Source organism: Xanthomonas melonis (genome assembly GCF_020783655.1).
Taxonomy (GTDB): domain Bacteria; phylum Pseudomonadota; class Gammaproteobacteria; order Xanthomonadales; family Xanthomonadaceae; genus Xanthomonas; species Xanthomonas melonis.
Window position 1 is genome coordinate 113,855 of the sequence record NZ_JAJGQH010000001.1, and the last position, 19,970, is coordinate 133,824.

19 protein-coding genes are annotated in these 19,970 nt (G+C 66.3%); 10 read left to right on the forward strand and 9 right to left on the reverse strand.

The features are described from left to right. The first annotated feature begins 9 nt into the window (after positions 1-9). The 6 genes from LL964_RS00455 (at position 10) to LL964_RS00480 (ending at position 4,796) form a co-directional block, all read left to right on the forward strand. Entirely contained in the window at positions 10-1,347 is a 1,338-nt protein-coding gene (locus tag LL964_RS00455) for a TRZ/ATZ family hydrolase (protein WP_167395281.1), read from the forward strand. A 29-nt stretch (positions 1,348-1,376) separates the two neighbouring features. Further along, complete coding sequence (gene ubiG, locus LL964_RS00460) at positions 1,377-2,096, forward strand: bifunctional 2-polyprenyl-6-hydroxyphenol methylase/3-demethylubiquinol 3-O-methyltransferase UbiG (protein ID WP_104587156.1); 720 nt, start codon at positions 1,377-1,379, stop codon at positions 2,094-2,096. Positions 2,097-2,208: 112 nt separating this feature from the next. Next, complete coding sequence (locus LL964_RS00465) at positions 2,209-2,874, forward strand: phosphoglycolate phosphatase (protein WP_104586943.1); 666 nt, start codon at positions 2,209-2,211, stop codon at positions 2,872-2,874. A 28-nt stretch (positions 2,875-2,902) separates the two neighbouring features. Further along, entirely contained in the window at positions 2,903-3,592 is a 690-nt protein-coding gene (locus tag LL964_RS00470; RefSeq protein WP_104586944.1) for a squalene/phytoene synthase family protein, read from the forward strand. A 274-nt stretch (positions 3,593-3,866) separates the two neighbouring features. Further along, positions 3,867-4,370 (forward strand): pyridoxamine 5'-phosphate oxidase family protein, encoded by a 504-nt coding sequence (locus tag LL964_RS00475; protein ID WP_208621426.1) that lies wholly within the window; start codon positions 3,867-3,869, stop codon positions 4,368-4,370. 150 nt (positions 4,371-4,520) lie between these two features. After that, entirely contained in the window at positions 4,521-4,796 is a 276-nt protein-coding gene (locus LL964_RS00480; protein ID WP_104586946.1) for a hypothetical protein, read from the forward strand. A gap of 137 nt (positions 4,797-4,933) precedes the next feature. Here the strand turns inward: LL964_RS00480 and eutC are convergent, their stop codons facing one another. From eutC to yidD, 6 genes are all read right to left on the reverse strand, one after another. Beyond that, on the reverse strand, positions 4,934-5,755 hold the full coding sequence (eutC, locus tag LL964_RS00485) for an ethanolamine ammonia-lyase subunit EutC (protein WP_104586947.1): 822 nt from the start codon (positions 5,753-5,755) through the stop codon (positions 4,934-4,936). Further along, positions 5,752-7,164 (reverse strand): ethanolamine ammonia-lyase subunit EutB, encoded by a 1,413-nt coding sequence (locus LL964_RS00490; RefSeq protein ID WP_104586948.1) that lies wholly within the window; start codon positions 7,162-7,164, stop codon positions 5,752-5,754. The genes eutC and LL964_RS00490 overlap by 4 nt, the downstream gene beginning before the upstream one ends. Beyond that, positions 7,161-8,525, reverse strand: a complete 1,365-nt coding sequence (gene eat, locus LL964_RS00495; RefSeq protein WP_104586949.1) for an ethanolamine permease — start codon at positions 8,523-8,525, stop codon at positions 7,161-7,163. The genes LL964_RS00490 and eat overlap by 4 nt, the downstream gene beginning before the upstream one ends. A 538-nt stretch (positions 8,526-9,063) precedes the next feature. Beyond that, a complete protein-coding gene (locus LL964_RS00500) occupies positions 9,064-9,903 on the reverse strand; it encodes a M23 family metallopeptidase (protein ID WP_167395282.1) in 840 nt (279 codons plus the stop codon). Beyond that, entirely contained in the window at positions 9,903-11,252 is a 1,350-nt protein-coding gene (locus tag LL964_RS00505; RefSeq protein ID WP_104586951.1) for a dihydroorotase, read from the reverse strand. Before LL964_RS00505 ends, LL964_RS00500 begins: the two co-directional genes overlap by 1 nt. After that, the gene (gene yidD / locus LL964_RS00510; RefSeq protein ID WP_167395283.1) at positions 11,249-11,548 is read right to left on the reverse strand and encodes a membrane protein insertion efficiency factor YidD; all 300 of its coding nucleotides are present in this window, start codon (positions 11,546-11,548) and stop codon (positions 11,249-11,251) included. Before yidD ends, LL964_RS00505 begins: the two co-directional genes overlap by 4 nt. Positions 11,549-11,632: 84 nt before the next feature. Between yidD and dksA the strand changes: the two genes are divergently transcribed. Next, positions 11,633-12,703, forward strand: a complete 1,071-nt coding sequence (gene dksA, locus LL964_RS20090; protein ID WP_104586952.1) for an RNA polymerase-binding protein DksA — start codon at positions 11,633-11,635, stop codon at positions 12,701-12,703. 239 nt (positions 12,704-12,942) lie between these two features. Here the strand turns inward: dksA and LL964_RS00520 are convergent, their stop codons facing one another. The 3 genes from LL964_RS00520 to cysS all read right to left on the reverse strand — a co-directional run bounded on the left by LL964_RS00520 (position 12,943) and on the right by cysS (position 16,531). After that, positions 12,943-14,193: an MFS transporter gene (locus LL964_RS00520; RefSeq protein WP_104586953.1), complete on the reverse strand. Its 1,251-nt coding sequence runs from the start codon at positions 14,191-14,193 to the stop codon at positions 12,943-12,945. Then, complete coding sequence (locus tag LL964_RS00525; protein ID WP_104586954.1) at positions 14,190-14,627, reverse strand: SufE family protein; 438 nt, start codon at positions 14,625-14,627, stop codon at positions 14,190-14,192. Before LL964_RS00525 ends, LL964_RS00520 begins: the two co-directional genes overlap by 4 nt. A 488-nt stretch (positions 14,628-15,115) precedes the next feature. Continuing rightward, entirely contained in the window at positions 15,116-16,531 is a 1,416-nt protein-coding gene (cysS, locus tag LL964_RS00530; RefSeq protein ID WP_167395284.1) for a cysteine--tRNA ligase, read from the reverse strand. A 155-nt stretch (positions 16,532-16,686) separates the two neighbouring features. Here cysS and LL964_RS00535 point away from each other — a divergent pair, with 155 nt between their 5' ends. The 3 genes from LL964_RS00535 (at position 16,687) to LL964_RS00545 (ending at position 19,872) form a co-directional block, all read left to right on the forward strand. Beyond that, positions 16,687-17,199, forward strand: a complete 513-nt coding sequence (locus tag LL964_RS00535; protein WP_104586957.1) for a hypothetical protein — start codon at positions 16,687-16,689, stop codon at positions 17,197-17,199. A 309-nt stretch (positions 17,200-17,508) separates the two neighbouring features. Continuing rightward, positions 17,509-18,522: an N-acetylornithine carbamoyltransferase gene (locus LL964_RS00540; protein ID WP_104586958.1), complete on the forward strand. Its 1,014-nt coding sequence runs from the start codon at positions 17,509-17,511 to the stop codon at positions 18,520-18,522. A 108-nt stretch (positions 18,523-18,630) separates the two neighbouring features. Next, a complete protein-coding gene (locus LL964_RS00545; RefSeq protein ID WP_104586959.1) occupies positions 18,631-19,872 on the forward strand; it encodes an argininosuccinate synthase in 1,242 nt (413 codons plus the stop codon). Positions 19,873-19,970: the final 98 nt, after the last annotated feature.

The following is a 19,970-nucleotide window of genomic DNA, read 5'->3' on the forward strand; positions in this document are numbered from 1 at the left end:
GATTCGCTCATGACCAATGCTCCTGCAGAAACCTGCGACCTGTTGATCGAAGCCGGTTACGTGGTGCCGATCGAACCGCACGCGGTGGTCCTCGAGGACCATGCGGTGGCGGTGCACAACGGCGCCATCGTGGCGGTGCTGCCGATCGCGCAAGCGCGCGCGCGCTTCGCGCCGACGCAGACCGTCTCGCGTCCGGACGCGGCATTGATGCCGGGCCTGGTCAATGCGCATACGCATAACCCGATGACGCTGCTGCGCGGTGTGGCCGACGACCTGCCCTTGATGGTGTGGCTGCAGCAGCACATCTGGCCGGTGGAAGCGGCGGTGATCGGGCCGGAATTCGTGGCCGACGGCACCGCTCTGGCCATCGCCGAGATGCTGCGCGGCGGCACCACCTGCGTCAACGAGAACTACTTCTTCGCCGACGTGCAGGCCGCCGTGTACAAGCAGCACGGCTTCCGGGCACTGGTGGGCGCGGTGATCATCGACTTCCCCACCGCCTGGGCGTCGTCGGACGACGAATACTTCGCCCGTGCCGGCGAGCTGCACGACCAGTGGCGCGACGACCCCCTGATCGGCACTGCATTCGCTCCGCATGCACCCTATACGGTCAACGATGCCAACTTCGAACGTGTGCGGATGCTGGCCGACCAGTTGGACCTGCCGGTGCACCTGCATACGCACGAAACCGCACAGGAAGTGGCCGATTCGATCAAACAGTATGGGCAGCGCCCGCTGGCGCGGCTGGATCGTCTGGGCCTGGTCAACGATCGCCTGATCGCCGTGCACATGACCCAGCTCACCGACGCGGAGATCCATCTGTGCGCCGAGCGCGGCGTGAGCGTGGTGCACTGCCCCGAATCCAATCTCAAGCTGGCCTCCGGGTTCTGTCCGGCCTGTGCCTTGCAGCGTGCAGGCGTGAACCTGGCGATCGGCACCGATGGCTGCGCCAGCAACAACGACCTGGACATGTTCAGCGAGAACCGCACCGCCGCCATCCTGGCCAAGGCGGTGGCCAACGATGCGACCGCACTGGACGCGGCCACCACCTTGCGTGCGGCCACCCTCGGCGGGGCGCGTGCCCTGGGCTTCGGCGACCGCATCGGTTCGATCGAGGTCGGCAAGCAGGCCGATCTGGTCTGCGTGGATCTGTCGGCGCTGGAAACCCAGCCGTTGCACCACGTGCTGTCGCAGCTGATCTACGCCGCCGGTCGCCATCAGGTCACCGATGTGTGGATCGCCGGCAAGCCCAAGCTGGTGCAGCGCGAGCTCGTCGACATGGACACCGCAGCCCTGGTCGCCAACGCGCGCCAATGGCGCGACCGCATCCGCACCGTCCGCGCCTGAGCGCGCGTCATCGACTCACGGAGTTCCACATGAATCCCGATACTTCCACCACCTCCGGCAACTTCCGTCAGACCGAACTGGACAAGTTCGCCGCGCTGGCCAACCGCTGGTGGGACGCCGACGGTCCGCAGAAGCCGCTGCATGCGCTCAATCCGGTACGCCTGGACTATGTGTCCGCCCGCCAGGAGCTGGCCGGCGCGCGCGTGCTGGATGTCGGTTGTGGCGGCGGTCTGCTCAGCGAGTCGATGGCGCGCCTGGGCGCGCAGGTGACCGCGATCGATCTGGCCCCGGAGCTGGTCAAGGTGGCACGCCTGCACAGCCTGGAATCGGGCGTGCAGGTGGATTACCGCGTGCAGTCGGTCGAAGGCCTGGCGGCCGAACAGCCCGGCAGTTTCGATGCGGTGACCTGCATGGAGATGCTGGAGCACGTACCGGATCCGACCGCGATCATCGGCGCCTGTGCCCGCCTGCTCAAGCCGGGCGGCAAGCTGTTCCTGTCCACCCTCAATCGCACTCCGGCCGCGTTCGCGCTGGCGGTGGTGGGCGCCGAATACATCGCGCGCTTACTGCCCAAGGGCACGCATCACTACAAGGACTTCATCAAGCCCTCCGAGCTGGCGGCGTGGTTGCGCGCGGCCGAGCTGCAGCTGGAAGATGTCAGCGGCATGCTGTACGAGCCGTGGCGCAATCGCGCGCGCCTGTCCTCGCGTACCGAGGTCAATTATCTGGCGTACGCGGTGAGGCCGTGACGGACGGGGAGTGGGGAATCGGAAATCGGGAATCGCAACGGCGGTCTTCCGGGGTTTTGATGGATCCCGATGCCGGCCCGGTTGTGGGTCACCGAGCGGTGGCGGTGGTGCTGTGAGGTTTCCGCGGGCGGTATTGTTCGATCTGGATGGCACCTTGCTGGACAGCGCGCCGGATATGCTGGCGACGGTCAACGCGATGCTGGACGCGCGTGGGCGTGCGCCGATTGCGTTGGCTTCGCTGCGACCGGTGGTTTCGAAAGGTGCGCGCGCAATGCTCGGCGTCGCATTTGCCGACCTTGATGTCGATGCACGCGGTGCACTGGTGCCGGAATTCCTGCATCGTTACGAAGCCCTGATCGGCACGCAGTCGCAGCTGTTCGATGGTGTCGAGCAGTTGCTCGCGCGGCTGGAGAATGCCGGTTGCGTCTGGGGCATCGTCACCAACAAGCCCGAATACCTGGCGCGGCTGATCCTGCCGCAGCTCGGCTGGACGCAGCGCTGCGCGGTGCTGATCGGCGGCGATACGCTTGCCGAGCGCAAGCCGCATCCGCTGCCGCTACTGACCGCGGTGCAGCAACTCGGCGTTGCGCCGGCGCACTGCGTCTACGTCGGCGACGACGAGCGCGACATCGTTGCCGCACGTGCGGCCGCCATGCCCGCGGTTGCGGTGTTGTGGGGCTACCGCCTGCACGACGATGTGCCGGCGCGCTGGCAGGCCGACGCGCTGGTGGAAACGCCGCAGCAGCTGTGGGATGCGGCAACGTGGCCGCAGATCTGATACTTCTTCGTTTTTGTCCGGATCCGCCATGAGCCAATCCAGCGCCCTCGACAGTTTTCTCGACAAGTGGCGAACCCGCTGGCCGGAATGGTCGGTTGCCGAACCCTTCATTCCCGAACCGCAGCGTCGCCTGGCGGCAGCCTGGTTCGCCTTGTTGCAGGAATGGGAAGACATCATGAACATCGCCGGCGATCCGTTGCCGGCCGATGCCAAGCTGGCGTGGTGGCAGCAGGAGCTGCGCGACTGGTCCGGGCAGCGTTCGCGGCATCCGTTGGGACGCGTGCTGGAGCCGGTGCGCGCGCCATGGGCAGTGTTGGCCGATAGCTTGCCGGCGATGCAGGCCGCACGCGTGCAGCCCGCATCGTTGCAACAGGCGCTGGAACAGCTGCGAGGCTTTGCCGATGCGGTGATCGGTGCCGAGGCGGTGCTGTTCGCGCGTGCGCAAGCCGGTGATGCCACCGCCGTGGCGGTACAGTGGCTGGATGCACGCCAGCGTGCCGGTGGCGATGGTGCCGCACCTGGAGGCGTGACCACGCTCGCCTGGCGTACCCAGCTGTTGCGGGCCTGGCCACGCAAGCCGGCGTTGGCTCGCCCGCATCGGGTGTGGTCGCGGCTGGCACGCGTGCGCCTGCAGCGCGAGCTCGCCGGCAAGCCGGCCTATGCGCCACCGGTCCAGCAGTTGTGGCATAGCTGGCGTGCGGCAAGCGGCGCTGACTGAGCGAGAGCGGGTCGGCGACACCTCGGTCGCGTACATGCGGATGCGCTTGCTGCCACCGATCGGCCGCGGCAAGCGCATCGCTCGCATGGTCGGACGCCGTCGCTCAGATCGGCGAATCCGGCAGCACCGTGTGGTAGGCAATGAACGCATCGTTGCACTGGCACCCAGGCCGAACAGGGCGAAGTGCACGCGTCCCGGTCTGCAGCGCCGCACGCGTTTCATCACATGCCGTGGGCACTGGGCCTTCCACACTCATTGCCCGCGTAAGACGCGCATGTCAGGAATGCAAATGACCGATCCCAAAGAGCTGCAGGACAAATTCTGGAAAGCCCTGAAATCCGATCGCACGGTGATGCTGGGCCTGGACGGAGTGGAAGATGGTCACGCGCGTCCGATGACCGCGCAGATCGAAGGCGACAGCGGTGGGCCGATCTGGTTTTTCACTTCCAAGGACAATGCATTGATCGCAATGCTGGGGCAGGGGCGGCGGGTCATCGGCGCTTTCAGCAGCAAGGGGCATGACCTGTTTGCCAGCATCAGTGGCTCCCTGCGCGAAGACACCGATCGCGCGGTGGTCGATCGCCTGTGGAACCCCCATGTGGCTGCATGGTACGAGGGTGGCAAGGACGATCCGAAACTGGCGCTGCTGCGGCTGGATGCGGACCACGCGCAAATCTGGCTCAACGGGTCCAGCCTGCTGGCCGGCATCAAGGTGCTGCTCGGCATCGACCCGAAAAAGGACTACCAGGACAAGGTGGCTGACGTACCACTGCGTTGAGGCGCACCACGCAGGCGCGGGAGCGTGCCTGCGTGGTCGGTGGCGCGTGCGCAGCGGCGCGCTGCATTCTCCGTCAGGCAACTGCACCACCGTCATCATTACGGCATCGGCGCGGTTGTGGGTATCGATAGAGCATTCGGGAGTAGCGACATGCAACGGATCGAGATCGGTCAGATGGTGTTCCTGCGCGACGGCGAGGTGGGGGTGGGCGCGGTGCGCGACATTCGCAACGATGGCGCCGAACTCATCGTCTACATCGAGAATGGCGGCGATTTCGTACTGCCTGCATCGGTGGTGCGCGATGTGCATTCGGGCAAGGTAATGCTGGATGTCGACACACTGCCGGAGGACGTCTGCGCGGCCTTGCGCCACCGCCACGACAATGAGTTCCCGACCGACCCGGATGCAGCCAGCGACCCGCAGTGACGCATCCGCTTGGTGTGACGGTAGCGCGGCCTGGCAGCGCAGCACGAGCCGGCCAGGAAGTCCCTCATGGTGTACTGCATCGCTGGTCGGGGAACCGACCATGCCGGGCTCTGGCAAGCGAGCGCTGCTGAATCAGCTCAGGCGTCATGCAGCAAAAAATTGCGCGGTGTAGCACCGGTTGCCTCGTCCGATGCCAGCAACGCCTGGTCGGCCTGATCCTTGAGCTGTACTCCGGACAACCGGCGAGCGAACGCTTCGCGCAGGAGATAGCCCAGCGTGCGGGCGGCTTGCGCGTAACCGAGCCCTTCGCTGCGGATGTTGGAAATGCAGTTGCGCGCAGCATCTGTGAGACCGACGCGCGGTGCATACGTCAGATACAGCCCGAGGCTATCGGGCGAACTCAAGCCCGGGCGCTCTCCGATCAGAACGATCACCATGCGCGCATCGAGTAGTTCGCCGACTTCGTCGCCGATCGCCACGCGCCCCTGTTCGATCAGCACGACCGGCGCCAGCGACCGGTTCTGGTGCGCGCTCAGGGCCTCGATCTGTTCCAGCATCGGCGCTGCATGCCGATGCACCGCCAGGGCAGACAGCCCATCGGCCACCACCACTGCCACGTCGTATCCGCTGCCTTGCACGGCGGCCGCGCCGCGCAATTGGGTGGCAGCCTCATCGGACAGGCGACGACCCAGGTCTGGCCGTCGCAGGTAGGTGTGCCGATCTGGCGCTGCGCTGCGCAACAGCAGGCTGTTGCGCCCGCGCCGTTTCAACGCGGCCTGCAACGGTGCCGGATCGAACGCCAGATGTACTGCGTCGCGCGCTTGGGCATGTGCCAGTTGGAAATCGAGATGCGCTACGGTCGGCAGGCTGGTGCCCACGCGGCCGAGAGCGATACGTGCTGGTGTCAGCGGCCGCAACTGCGACCAGGCATCGCGTGGCGGTGCCGCTGGAGTGCTCACCGCATCTTTCCTGCAGGCAATTGCGACAACGCGCGGCGAAACGCCGGAGGCACCTCGTTGCCCAGGACGAAACGGCCATCATCCCGCAGACGCAGGATGCCTTGTTGCTCCAGCCACTGCTCGAACTCGGGCGCGGCACGCAGCCCGAGTGCCTGGCGTGCATAGAGCGCGTCGTGGAACGAGGTGGTCTGGTAATTGAGCATTACATCGTCCGAGCCCGGGATGCCCATGATGAAATTAATGCCCGCAGTGCCCAGCAGGGTGAGCAAGGTGTCCATGTCGTCCTGGTCGGCTTCGGCATGGTTGGTGTAGCAGATGTCGCAGCCCATCGGCACGCCAAGCAGCTTGCCGCAGAAGTGGTCCTCCAGTCCGGCGCGGATGATCTGCTTGCCGTCGTAGAGATACTCCGGGCCGATGAAACCGACCACGGTGTTGACCAGCAGCGGCTTGAACTGGCGTGCCACCGCGTACGCGCGCGCTTCGCAGGTCTGTTGATCCACGCCATGGTGCGCGTTGGCCGATAGCGCGCTGCCCTGGCCGGTTTCGAAATACATCACGTTGTCGCCCACGCTGCCGCGGCGCAGCGACAGGCCTGCCTCGTGCCCCTCGCGCAGCAGCGCCAGATTGACGCCGAAACTGGCATTGGCCGCTTCGGTGCCGGCGATGGACTGGAACACCAGGTCCACCGGCACGCCGCGGCCGATCGCCTCGATGGTGGTGGTGATATGCGCCAGCACGCAGGACTGGGTGGGAATCCGGTAGCCGGTAATCACCGCATCGAGCATGCGCAGCAAGGCGCTGGTGGCGGCCAGACTGTCGCTGGCCGGATTGATGCCGATCACCGCATCGCCATTGCCATACAACAGGCCATCGAGCACGCTGGCGGCGATGCCAGTGGCGTCGTCGGTCGGGTGGTTGGGTTGCAGGCGGGTGGACAGCCGCCCGCGCAGGCCCAGCGTATTGCGGAAGCGGGTGACCACGCGGGTCTTCTGCGCCACCAGGATCAGGTCCTGCACCCGCATCAGTTTCGACACCGCGGCGACCATCTCCGGCGTCAGTCCGGGCGCCAGCGCCGTGAGTGCGGCTTCATCGGCCTGCGCGCTCAACAACCAGTCGCGGAAGCCGCCCACGGTGAGGTGCGCGACAGCAGCGAACGCCGCCGTATCGTGCTGGTCGATGATCAGCCGGGTGACTTCGTCCGACTCGTAAGGCACCACCGCTTCGTCGAGGAAATGCCGTAGCGGCAGATCGGCCAGCGCCATCTGCGCGGCGACGCGCTGCAGCCCGGACTCGGCTGCCAGCCCGGCCAGCTGGTCGCCCGAACGCGCCGGCGTGGCCTTGGCCAGCAAGGTCTTGAGGTCGGCAAACCGGAACTGCTCGCCGCCCGCGGTGAACGCGAAACCGCTCATTGGCCCGCGACCGCACTGTTGATCTGGCTGCGCAGACTGAGCATGCAACACGCCGCACCGAGCAGCAGCAGGCCGACGAAGATCAGCGCCACGACCGGGTTGAACCACACCATGGCGATTAGACACACCAGCGCCAGCGACAAGGCGATCGCCGGCACCACCGGATAACCGGGCGCGCGAAAGCTGCGCTCCAGTCCTGGTTCGCTGCGGCGCAGTTTGAACAGGCTGAGCATGCTCATTCCATACATCACGATGGCGCCGAACACCGACATGGTGATCATGGCCGCCGTCAGCGACATGCCCTGGATCTTGACCACGCTGTCGCTGCAGATCGCCGCAATGCCGATGACGCCACCGGCCAGAATCGCCCGGTGCGGTGTGCGGAAGCGCGACAGCGTGGCCAACCCGCGCGGCAGGAAGCCGGCGCGGGCCAGCGCGAAGAACTGCCGCGAGTAGCCCAGGATGATGCCGTGGAAACTGGCCACCAGCCCGAACAGGCCGATCCACACCAGCATGTGCAGCCAGGTGGAACTGGTGCCGACCACGGCCTTCATCGCCTGCGGTAGCGGATCGTTGATGTTGGCAAGCTGGCGCCAGTCGCCCACGCCGCCGGCGAACACCATCACCCCCAGCGCCAGCACTATCAGAGTGAGAATGCCGGCGATGTAGGCGCGCGGAATCGTGCGCCTGGGGTCCTTGGCTTCTTCGGCGGCCATCGCCGCGCCTTCGATGGCCAGGAAGAACCAGATCGCGAACGGGATCGCCGCAAAGATGCCGGAGATCGCCGCCGGGCCGAACGTATCGCTGCCGGCCCAGCCATGGGCGACGAAGCGTGCCACGCTGAATCCCGGCGCCACCACGCCCATGAACACCAGCAGTTCGATCACCGCCAGCAGGGTCACGATCAGCTCGAAGGTGGCGGCAATCGCCACGCCGACGATGTTCAAGCTCATGAACAGCAGATACGCCCCAATCGCGGCCAACCGCGGGTCCAGCGAGGGATATTGCACATTCAAATAAGCGCCGATCGCCATCGCGATCGCCGGTGGCGCGAACACGAATTCGATCAGTGTGGCCAGGCCGGCCAGCATGCCGCCATAGGTGCCGAAGGCGCGCAGACTGTAGGCGAACGGCCCGCCCGCATTTGGGATGGCGGTGGTCAGTTCGGTAAAACTGAAGATGAAGCAGGTGTACATCACCGCCACCAGCAAGGTGGTGACCAGAAAGCCCAGCGTTCCGGCGGTGCCCCAGCCATAGCTCCAGCCGAAGTATTCGCCGGAGATCACCAGGCCGACCGCGATTCCCCACAACTGCCAGGTGCCGAGGGTCGGCTTGAGTTGCTCGTTGCGCATGTTGCTCATCTCCAGCGGTCGGGGGAGGCGACCAGGCAGTTGCGCTACCTGTGCGGTGCACGCGTCATCGTGGCTGCGCGATCGCTGCTGTCCAGCGATGATCGATGGCATCCCGGTTATACCGCAAAGCCGGGCGGCGAACACAGGCGCGACGGGTAGGTGTGCGTTGGCGTGGCTGCAACACGATGCGGCGACCGAACTGCGTATCGCTGGGCTCATCCGCCATCCGTCATGCGCGGGTCCGCTTCACGGGGCTCTGTTGCAGGGCTGCTCCAGGTCTTGCGCCGCCGCTGAGGCTGTAGTCTCGCAAGAGCGCATGGGTCAACCGTCGGAGGGGCGCCCCCATCCGCCCTTCGGGCACCTTCCCCCGCACGCGGGGGAAGGGCGCGCGCCGGAGAGCGTGAAGCCGGCGACTATCTACCGCGTTCGAGTACCAGCAACGGATCGATACGTACGTCGAACCGCGCCGCGGCATGCCCCATGCTGCAGAGGTGTTACCGCGCCGCCGCGCGCCGGAACGGGTGAGATCACGAGTGGTGCTGGCGACCTATTTACCGCGTTCGAGTACCAGCAACGGGTCTATTCGTGTATCGAACCAATTCATCCCCCAATGCAGATGCGGTCCGGTCGCACGCCCGGTCGCACCCACCGCAGCGATGACCTGACCCTGCTCTACCCGGTCGCCCACCCTGACGTCGATACGCGATAGATGCAGGAAATTCGAGCTGATGCCGAAGCCATGGTCCAGCAATAGCGTGCCACCGGTCAGGTACAGGTCCGACGCTGCGAAGGTGACCACGCCGGCGGCGGGCGCCTTGACGGGGGTGCCGGTTGGCACGGCGATGTCCATGCCGGAATGGCCGGCGCCCGGTTGCCCGTTGTACACGCGTGCATTACCGAAGCGGCCGCTGATGCGGCCCTGCACCGGCCAGATGAAGGGCTGCGCGAAATCCGGGCGCGCATCGTCGCGGTCGCGCGCAGCGGTCACCTGCGCCTGCTCACGCTTGATGCGCTCGGCAATGGCCGGCGGCGGGTTGACGGTCTTGGGCGGCACGCCGTCGATGCGCTCGGTGGGCCAGTCGCGTGGCGTCACCATCACGCTGGCCGTGCGCTGCGTGCCATCGGGCAGGGTGATCTGCACCTGCAACGGGCCGGTCGCGTCGCGGCCGATGCCGAACACCACGCTGCCATAGCCGCTCACCCGCAGGTTGCGGCCGGCATAGTGCACCTTGCTGCCGGCCGGCACCTTGCCGATCACCATCGCGCCCTGCGACGCGCTGGCAGGAAACACCACGCCAGCAGTGTCGGCAGTCTGGGTGTGTGCGGGAGCCGCGCCGAAGATGGCCGGCACGATCGCCAGCCATGCGCTGATCAGGGCTGCGCGCATCAGCGGTCGAAGGTCAGGCGCTGGCCGGCAGCGCTGCCCACCAACTGCTCGCCATCCCATACCTGCTGGCCATTGACCCAGGTCGCGGCAATGCGCGAACGGAACGTGGTGCCTTCGAACGGAGACCAGCCGCACTTGGACAGCACCTGTTCGCGCTTCACCGTGAACGGGGTGTTGTCGATCATCACCAGGTCGGCGAAGTAGCCCTCGCGCAGGAAGCCGCGTTGTTCCACATCGAACAGTTGCGCCGGCGCATGCGCGAACTTCTGCACGATGCGGGTGATCGGCAGCTTGCCTTCGTGCACCAGCTCCAGTGCCGCCACCAGCGCGTACTGCACCAGCGGCAGGCCCGACGGCGCCTGGGCGTAGGGCTTTTGCTTCTCTTCCCAGGTGTGCGGGGCGTGGTCGGTGGCCAGGACATCGATGACGTCTTCGGCCAGCGCCTCGATCAGGGCCAGGCGGTCCTGGGCATCCTTGATCGCCGGGTTGCACTTGATCAGGTTGCCCAGGCGCGCGTAATCGCTGCGATCGAAACGCAGGAAGTGGATGCAGGTTTCGGCGGTGATGCGCTTGCGGAGCTTGCCGTCCGCATCGACCAGCGGACCGGCTTCGAACAGCGATAATTCGTCGGCGGTGGAGATGTGCAGCACGTGCAGGCGGGTGTTGTGCCTGCGTGCCAGCGACACCGCCAGCTGCGAGGATTTCAGGCAGGCTTCGCGCGAGCGGATGTCAGGGTGCATCTCCGCGCTCAGCGCCTCGCCATATTGTTGCCGGTACCGCTCCATCGTCGCGTCGATGGTCGGGGTGTCTTCGCAATGGGTGATGATCGGAGTGGGCGCGTCGCGGAAGATCGCGTCCAGCGTCTCGGGGTTGTCGACCAGCATGTTGCCGGTGGAGGCGCCCATGAACACCTTGATGCCTGGGGCAGTCTTGGGGTCCAGCGCCTGGATGTGGGCCAGGTTGTCGTTGCTGGCGCCCATGTAGAAGCCGTAGTTGGCCCAGGCGCGCCCGGCAGCGGCGTCGTACTTGGCCTGCAGCGCGGCGGCGTCCAGCGTCGGTGGATTGGTGTTGGGCATGTCCATGAAGCTGGTCAGGCCGCCGGCCACCGCTGCACCGGATTCGGTGGCGATGTCGCCCTTGTGGGTCAGGCCAGGTTCGCGGAAATGCACCTGGTCGTCGATCATGCCTGGCAGCACCCAGCGTCCGGCGGCATCCACAACGGTATCGCCAGGGGCAGGGACGATCTTGCTGTCGATCTTGGCGATGCGTCCGGCCTCGATCAGCAGGTCGGCGTCGAACTCCTTGCCCTCGTTGACCAGGCGGGCATTGACGATGACGGTTCGGCTCATGGATGGGGTCCTTTGCAGCGGCAGGAAGAAGAGGGAGGCGGGGCGGCAGTGGAGGGCGCGTCGGGCACCGGGTCGAAGCCGCCCGGGTGGAACGGGTGGCAGCGGCCCAGCCTGCGTGCGGCCAGCCAGCAACCGCGTAGCGGGCCGAAGCGACCGATGGCAATCATTGCGTACTCCGAGCAACTGGGCGCAAAGCGGCAGCGCGGCCCGAGCAGGGGGCTGATGAACAGCTTGTAGCAGCGCAACAGCGCAATGAGCAGGCGGGAGATCACTTGCCAATCATATGCCAGTTGCATTAATAGGTGGTTGCCGGGGGTCCGCAGCGTACGTTATAAAGGTCCGCTTTCCCGGGCCCCGGGGGAACCAAGGAAGAGCGTTTCGTGGCTGCTAAAAAACCTGCAAAAAAGGCCGTCCAGGCCGCCAAGAAGTCCGCCAAACCCGTTGCGAAAAAGGCAGCGGCACCCGCCGCTGCGAAGCCGGCCGCCAAGAAGGTGGCCGCGGTCAGCAAGCAGCCGGTTGCCAAGAAGGTTCCTGCCAAGAAGGCGCCTGCAAAGGCACCGGCGAAGAAGGTCGCCGCCAAACCGGTGCCATCTGCCAAGCCCGCAGCGGCCAAACCCGTAGCGGCCAAGCCGGTGAGTCCGGCCGCCAAGAAGATCGCTGCCAAGCCGGCGGCGAACAAGGCAGCTCCGGCTGCCGCCAAACCGGCCGCCAAGCCGGTGGCCTCCAAGCCCGTACCGAAGCCGGCCTCCAAGCCGGCTCCGGCCAAGTCAGTCCCGGTCAAGGCTGAACAGCCCGCGCCCGCACCGGCCCCCAAGGCCGCCACTGCGAAGCCGGTCAAGCCTGCGACCCCGTCAGCCAAGAATCCCGTGCCCGTTTCGAAATCCTCCGCAAAAACTCCGAGCAAGACCGAAGCCCCCGCCAAGCCCGCTGCGACCCGTCCGGTCGGCAAGGTCGCCGTGGCCGTGACCTCCAAGCCGTCCAGCCCGGCGCCCAAGACCAAGTACAAGGTGGTCGACTACAAGACCGACGACGCGACCGGTCGCCCGATCCTCCCGCAGGGCTACAAGCCGTCCGCGGACGAGGAGTACATGAGCAAGTTGCAGCAGGAGTACTTCCGTCAGCGCCTGCAGCATTGGCGTAACGAGATGGTGGAGGAATCCAAGCAGACCATCGAGAACCTGCGCGAAGAAGTGCGCGATATCGGCGATGAGGCCGAACGAGCCACGCGCGAAACCGAGAACTCGCTCGAGTTGCGTGCCCGCGACCGCGCCCGCAAGCTGATCTCCAAGATCGACAGCACCCTCAAGCGCCTGGAAGACGGCGATTACGGGTACTGTGTCGACACCGGCGAAGAAATCGGCCTGGACCGCCTGGAAGCGCGTCTGACCGCCGAGCGCACCATCGACGCTCAGGAGCGTTGGGAGCACCTGCAGAAGCAGCAGGGCGACTGATCCACGCGCGCGCCGGCCGCAGCCGGCAAAGCGAACCGAACCCCGGAGATTGGACGCCCGTCCAGTCTGCGGGGTTTTTCATATGGGGTGTCCGGCCGGCAATCGCCATGCGTGTCGCGGCCAGGCGTGGCGCGGCTGAGTCGGCCGCCGCAATCGGGCAGGGTTGGAGGGCGGGCGGGATGCGGCGATCGGCCGTGGTCACTGCCGAGGTCGCGCATGCCGGTCTACCGCTGGGCGGATCACTGCAGTTCGCGCAGATCCAGGTTGCGTAGGCGCGGCGCCTTCCAGGCGGTGGTGGCCACCACGCCCAGGGTGACGCAACCGCCGATCACCACGGCCGGCACCAGGCCCACCAGGCGTGCCATCACGCCATCGTAGAACGCTCCCAACTCGTTCGACGAGCCGATGAAGATGCCGTTGATCGAGGACACCCGCCCACGCATCGCGTCCGGGGTTGCCAGCTGCAGGATGGTCTGCCGCACCACGACCGACACGCCGTCGCACATGCCGTACGCCAGCAGGATCGCCGCCGACAGCCAGAAATGGCGCGATAGTCCGAAGGCGATGGTGCACAACCCGAAGCCGGCGACCGACAGCAACAGCACCCGCCCGGCATTGCGCTGCAAGGGATGCCGCGCCAACCACACCCCGACCACGATCGACCCCAGTGCCGGCGCGCCGCGCAGGATGCCCAGGCCCTCCGGCCCATGGTGCAGGATCTCGTGGATGAAGGCCGGCAGCATGGAGACCGCGCCACCCAGCAACACCGAGAACATGTCCAGCGCCATCGCACCCAGCATGATCTGGTTGGACAACACGAACTGCGCGCCTTCGGCGATGCTGCGCAGGATCGGCGCACGCGCGCCATCGCTGACCGGCTCGTCCACGCGCAGCAGCGCCAGCGCCAGGATCGCGAGCATCGCCACGCCCGCGGCCACGCCGTAGGCCAGACCCTTGCCGCCCCAGCCGACCAGCAGCCCGCCCAGCGCCGGGCCGATCACCATGCCGGCCTGCAAGGTGACGCTGCCGATACTGGCGCCGCGCGCAAAGGCCTCGCGCGGCAGCGCCCGCGCAAACAGCGCGTTGTAGACCGGCGACAGGAACGCGCGCGCCGCCCCGGTCAACGCAATGGCCGCGTAGATCGGCCAGACGTCCCGTACCGGCAGCCATGCCTGGGCGATCGCCAGCAACAGCAACGCGGTGACGACCAACCCCAGGACCGCAAGCATGCCGAGCCGTCGCCGTGGCAGGTGGTCGACCAGATAGCCGGCAAACGGCGCGATGCAGAAGAAGGGCAGGATTTCCGCCAGGCCGATCAGCCCCAGCGAGAGCGGATTGCGGGTGATCTCGTAGATGTGCCAGCCGACCGTGACCGCCACGATCTGGTAGGACAGCATGGCCGAGACGCGGTACAGCAGGACCAGGCCGAAGCCAGGGTGAGCGAACAGGGTGCGCAGCGAATCGGCCGGGGACGGCGTCGGCGCGCTCACTGCTGCGCGCGCGCGGTGTCGCGGATGAAGGCCAGCATCGCAGCCACGCCGTTGCTGCGGGTTGGCGACAGGTGCTTGGCCAGGCCGATGCCGGCGATGTAGTCCGGCTCGGTCGCCAGGATTTCCTGCGCGCTACGCCCGGAATACACCCGCAACGCGAGATAGATCAGCCCGGAAACGATTGCCGAATCGCTGACCGCGTGGAAGTCCAGCCGTTCGGCATTGCCCTCGGGCACGATCCATACCATCGACTGGCAGCCATGCAGTCGGTGTTCTTCGGTTTTCCACTGCTCCGGGAAGGCGGGCAGCTTGCGGCCCAGGTCGATCAGGTACTGGTAGCGCTCGGACCAGTCGCCAAAGAAGGAAAATTCCTCGGCAATGGCGGCCTGCGCCTCGTTGGCGGTGGGTTCGAGCGGGAAGGGGGAGGTGGTCATCAAAACTCCAGAATCGTTCGCAGAAATCCAGGGGCGTTCGGTCAAAGCCTCTCCCTCCGGGGCGAGAAGGCGCGGTTTGCGCGCCATTGGCGCGCGTGCCTTGGAGCGCCCGCGCCGCCAGCGCGGGCCGGGGCGCGGAGCGGGGGTTGGGGAGAGGGTATGAGCGAAGCCTCGCAGGAATGCGATGCGAATGGCTTCGTCCATCTCTCAAAAGCAAAGGTGCACACGGCTTCGCTCGCACCCTCATCCGGCGCTACGCGCCACCTTCTCCCGGTGGGAGAAGGGTAGGTCATGCGCATTTGACGTGGAGGTGTGCAAGTGCGGTTTCAGGGGATGAGTAGAGTGTTGAACTCGGGCATTGCCCCTCTCCCTCCGGGAGAGAGGTTGGGGTGAGGGTGCGGGCGAAGCCTCGTCGATGGTGCACGTGGCTTCGCCCGTACCCTCATCCGGCGCTGCGCGCCACCTTCTCCCGGGGGGAGAAGGATCGGTCAAGCGCGCTTCCAGCGCACGCCTTGCGGGGTGTCTTCCAGCACGATGCCTTCGTCGGCCAGCTGCGTGCGGATGGCATCGGCGCGGGCGAAGTCCCTGGCCTTCTTTGCAGTGCTGCGCTCCTCTACCAGCGCGGTGATGCGGGCATCGTCGCCGGCGTCGGTGCCGCGCGAGAACCAGGCGGCCGGGTCCTGCTTCAACAACCCCAGCGCCACTCCGGCCCCGAGCAGCTCTGCCTTGGCGCGTTGCAATGCCGCGAGCTTCTCCGCGCTCAGCCCGTCGCTCGGGCCGCCTGCAGGGGCAAGTTCCAGCAGCGCCCGGTTCGCATCCTTGGCAAGCCTTGCCAGCACCGCGAGCGCCAGTGGAGTGTTGAGATCGTCATTGAGCGCGTCTTCGATCTGCGCGGGGATGGTTGGCTCCGCCTCGATCGCCTGCAGGCTGCGCAACGTTCCGTACAAGCCATCGAGCCGTTTTACCTGGTCTTCGATCAACGCGTCCGACCAATCCAGCGGTTGCCGATAATGCGCGCTCAACAGCGCGCAGCGCAGCGCTTCGGGCGGATGCCTGGCGACCAGCTCGTGCACGGTTTCGATGTTGCCCAGCGACTTGCTCATCTTCGCGCCGCTGAAGTTGAGCATGCCGTTGTGCAGCCAGAACCGCGCGAAGGTGGCGCCGCCATGCGCGCATTCGCTCTGCGCGATCTCGTTTTCGTGATGCGGGAACTGCAGGTCCACGCCGCCGGCGTGGATGTCGATGGTCGGTCCCAGGTGCGCGGCGGCCATCGCCGAGCATTCGATGTGCCAGCCCGGGCGGCCACGGCCCCAGGGCGAGTCCCAGCCGGGCAGGTCGTCGCTGGACGGTTTCCACAGCACGAAGTCGCCGGGGTCGCGCTTGTAGGGGGCCACGTCCACGCGGGCGCCGGCCAGCATCTCGTCCGGATCCCGCCGCGACAGCTTGCCGTAGTCCTGGAAGCTGGCGACTGCGAACAGCACGTGGCCTTCGGCGGCATAGGCATGGCCGCCCGCGATCAGCCGCTCGATCATCGCCACGATCTGCGGGATGTGCGCAGTGGCTTCCGGTTCGATGTCCGGCGGCAGCACGCCCAGCGCGGCCATGTCCTGGCGGTAGATCGCGGCGAAACGGTCGGTGATGGTCGAGATCGGCACGCCCTGCGCCTGGGCGGCAGCGTTGATCTTGTCGTCGACGTCGGTGATGTTGCGCGCGTAGCGCAGCGCGCCGTAGCGGCGGCGCAGCAGTGCGGCCAGCACGTCGAACACTACCGGGCCGCGGGCGTTGCCGATATGCGCGTAGTTGTAGACGGTGGGGCCGCACACGTACAGGGTGGGGCTGGCGGGGTCGAGCGGTGCGAACGGCTCGATCCGCCGCGTCAGGTTGTTGTGCAGGCGCAGGCTCATCGGCATCTTGGAATGGGTAACCCCGTGATTCTAGCCGGTCGCGGCGATCGGCGAACCGCGCGCTGCGCGCGGTCACCGGATGGGTTGCGTTCAGCCCGGGGACCGGCAAGGTCCATACACTAACGTATTGCCTGGCTTCGCCCTCTTGGTACTGAATGCGATTTTCCCCGTTCTCCATGCTGTGCGTAGTGGCCTGGCAGCTGATGCCGGCGCATGCGGCAGATCCCGAGGTCAAGAATCGGGTCGTCGTGATCGAAAACGTCAAGCTGGATTACGCCCAGGTGTTGAATGTGGAGCCGGTCTACCAGACCTTGCGCGCCACCCGCATCGAAGAACAGTGCGAGGCCGAGCAAGCCGCACCGGTCGTCGCCGCTCCGACCGAGGCCGAAGGCCGTATCAACCGCATGGTGGATTCGGTCAAGGAGATGTTCTCGCGTCGCCCGGAGCTGGCCGCGCCGGCCGCAGTGCCGCCGACCAGTACCCGTCGCAATTGCAAGGTGGTGGAGGTGCCGCGCGAATTCCGCCGGCCGATCGCCTTCGACGTGGATTATGTCTACAAGGGCACCAAGTACCGCTCGCGACTGCCGGAAGACCCGGGTAACCGGCTGCGGATCCGGGTCTCGGTGACGCCGTACATCCCAGACGCCATCGTCGCCCCGCCGCGCTAGGTGCGCGGCAGTTGCGCCGTGCCCGCATGCGTGCGAGGATTCGCGCCCTATGCAAGCGAACGCCTTTCAGCACGACACCAGCGCCGCCCGGATGGCCTCCGGCATGACGTCGCGTGCCCGCCGACCGGAATCCCACATTTTCGCTGGGTAACCGGGGCGTTTTGCTGCCTGTTTTCGAAAACCCAGCCTCCAGGCTGGGTTTTTTCGTTTTGGCGTCACAAAAGTTTCAACCGCAAGAAACGCGCATGTCGCGCACCCGCCGCTCCCTGGCGGACCACCCAGCAGAAGCACGCAGCAAAGGATCGATCGATGTCACTGAAGCACTTCTTGAACACCCAGGACTGGAGCCGCGCCGAGCTGGACGCGCTGTTGACCCAGGCCGCGCTGTTCAAACGCAACAAGCTGGGAAGCGAGCTGAAGGGCAAGTCGATCGCGTTGGTGTTCTTCAACCCGTCCATGCGCACGCGCACCAGCTTCGAGCTGGGCGCTTTCCAGTTGGGTGGGCATGCGGTGGTGCTGCAGCCGGGCAAGGATGCCTGGCCGATCGAGTTCAATCTGGGCACGGTGATGGATGGCGACACCGAGGAGCACATCGCTGAGGTGGCGCGCGTGCTCGGGCGGTACGTCGACCTGATCGGCGTGCGCGCGTTTCCGAAGTTCGTGGACTGGTCCAAGGACCGCGAGGACCAGGTACTCAGGAGCTTCGCCAAGTATTCGCCGGTGCCGGTGATCAACATGGAGACGATCACCCATCCGTGCCAGGAGCTGGCCCACGCGTTGGCGCTGCAGGAGCACTTCGGCACGCCGGACCTGCGCGGCAAGAAATACGTGCTGACCTGGACCTATCACCCCAAGCCGCTCAACACCGCGGTGGCCAACTCCGCGCTGACCATCGCCACCCGCATGGGCATGGACGTGACCCTGCTGTGCCCGACGCCGGACTACATCCTGGATCAACGCTATATGGACTGGGCTGCGCAGAACGTGGCCGAGAGCGGCGGTTCGCTGCAGGTCAGCCACGACATCGACAGCGCCTATGCCGGCGCCGACGTGGTCTACGCCAAGAGTTGGGGGGCGCTGCCGTTCTTCGGCAACTGGGAGCCGGAAAAGCCGATCCGCGACCAGTACAAGCACTTCATCGTCGACGAGGCCAAGATGGCGCTGACCAACAACGGTGTGTTCTCGCACTGCCTGCCGCTGCGCCGCAACGTCAAGGCCACCGATGCGGTGATGGATTCGCCCAACTGCATCGCCATCGACGAGGCCGAGAATCGCCTGCATGTGCAGAAGGCGATCATGGCGGCGCTGGTGGGGCAAGGGTAGGGGCGGGACCCGGGACCCGGGACCGGGGACCGGGGACCCGTAACAGCACTGCTGCTGCGTTCGCACTCTATTTTTCTATTCCAATCAATTTACACAGGAGTTTTTCCAATGTCGCAATCCAATGCTTCCCCGGGTCCCGGGTCCCGGGTCCCCGGTCCCGGCTCCACCGACATCGTGCTGGCGTTCTCCGGTGGTCTGGACACCAGCTTCTGCATTCCGTATCTGCAGGAGCGTGGCTATGCGGTGCACACGGTGTTCGCCGACACCGGCGGTGTGGATGCCGAAGAGCGTGACTTCATCGAGAAGCGGGCCGCCGAGCTGGGCGCGGCCAGCCACGTCACCGTGGACGGTGGCCCGGCGATCTGGGAAGGCTTCGTCAAGCCGTTCGTGTGGGCGGGCGAGGGTTACCAGGGCCAGTATCCGCTGCTGGTGTCGGACCGTTACCTGATCGTCGATGCCGCGCTCAAGCGCGCCGAGGAACTGGGCACCCGCAGCATCGCGCACGGGTGCACCGGCATGGGTAACGACCAGGTGCGGTTCGATCTGGCAGTGAAGGCGCTGGGCGACTACCAGATCGTCGCGCCGATCCGCGAAATCCAGAAGGAACACACCCAGACCCGCGCCTACGAGCAGAAGTATCTGGAAGAGCGTGGCTTCGGCGTGCGCGCCAAGCAGCAGGCCTACACCATCAACGAGAACCTGCTGGGTCTGACCATGTCCGGCGGCGAGATCGACCGTTGGGAAGCGCCAGGCGAAGGTGCGCGTGGCTGGTGCGCGCCGCGCGACGCATGGCCGACCGAGGCGCTGACGGTGACGTTGAAATTCGTCGAAGGCGAGGCGGTGGCGCTGGACGGCGAGCCGCTGCCGGGCGCGAAGATCCTGGCCAAGCTCAACGGCTTGTTCGCGCAGTATGGCGTGGGCCGCGGCGTTTACACCGGCGACACGGTGATCGGCCTGAAGGGGCGCATCGTGTTCGAAGCGCCGGGCCTGATCTCGCTGCTCACCGCGCACCGCGCACTGGAAGATGCCGTGCTGACCAAACAGCAGAACCGCTTCAAGCCGGACGTGGCGCGCAAGTGGGTGGAGCTGGTGTACGAGGGCTTCTATCACGACCCGCTCAAGACCGACATCGAGGCGTTCCTGAAGTCCTCGCAGTCCAAGGTCAATGGCGAAGTGGTGCTGGAAACCCGGGGCGGCCGCGTCGACGCGGTGGCCGTGCGTTCGCCGCACCTGCTCAATACCAAGGGTGCGACCTATGCGCAGTCGGCCGACTGGGGCGTGGAAGAGGCCGAAGGCTTCATCAAGCTGTTCGGCATGAGCTCCACGCTGTACGCGCAGGTGAATCGCTGAGGTGACCTGCGCAGGCAGCCCGCATCTTCCTTCTCCCGCACGCGGGAGAAGGTGGCGCATAGCGCCGGATGAGGGCGACCTGCCGCATGCCCCCATCC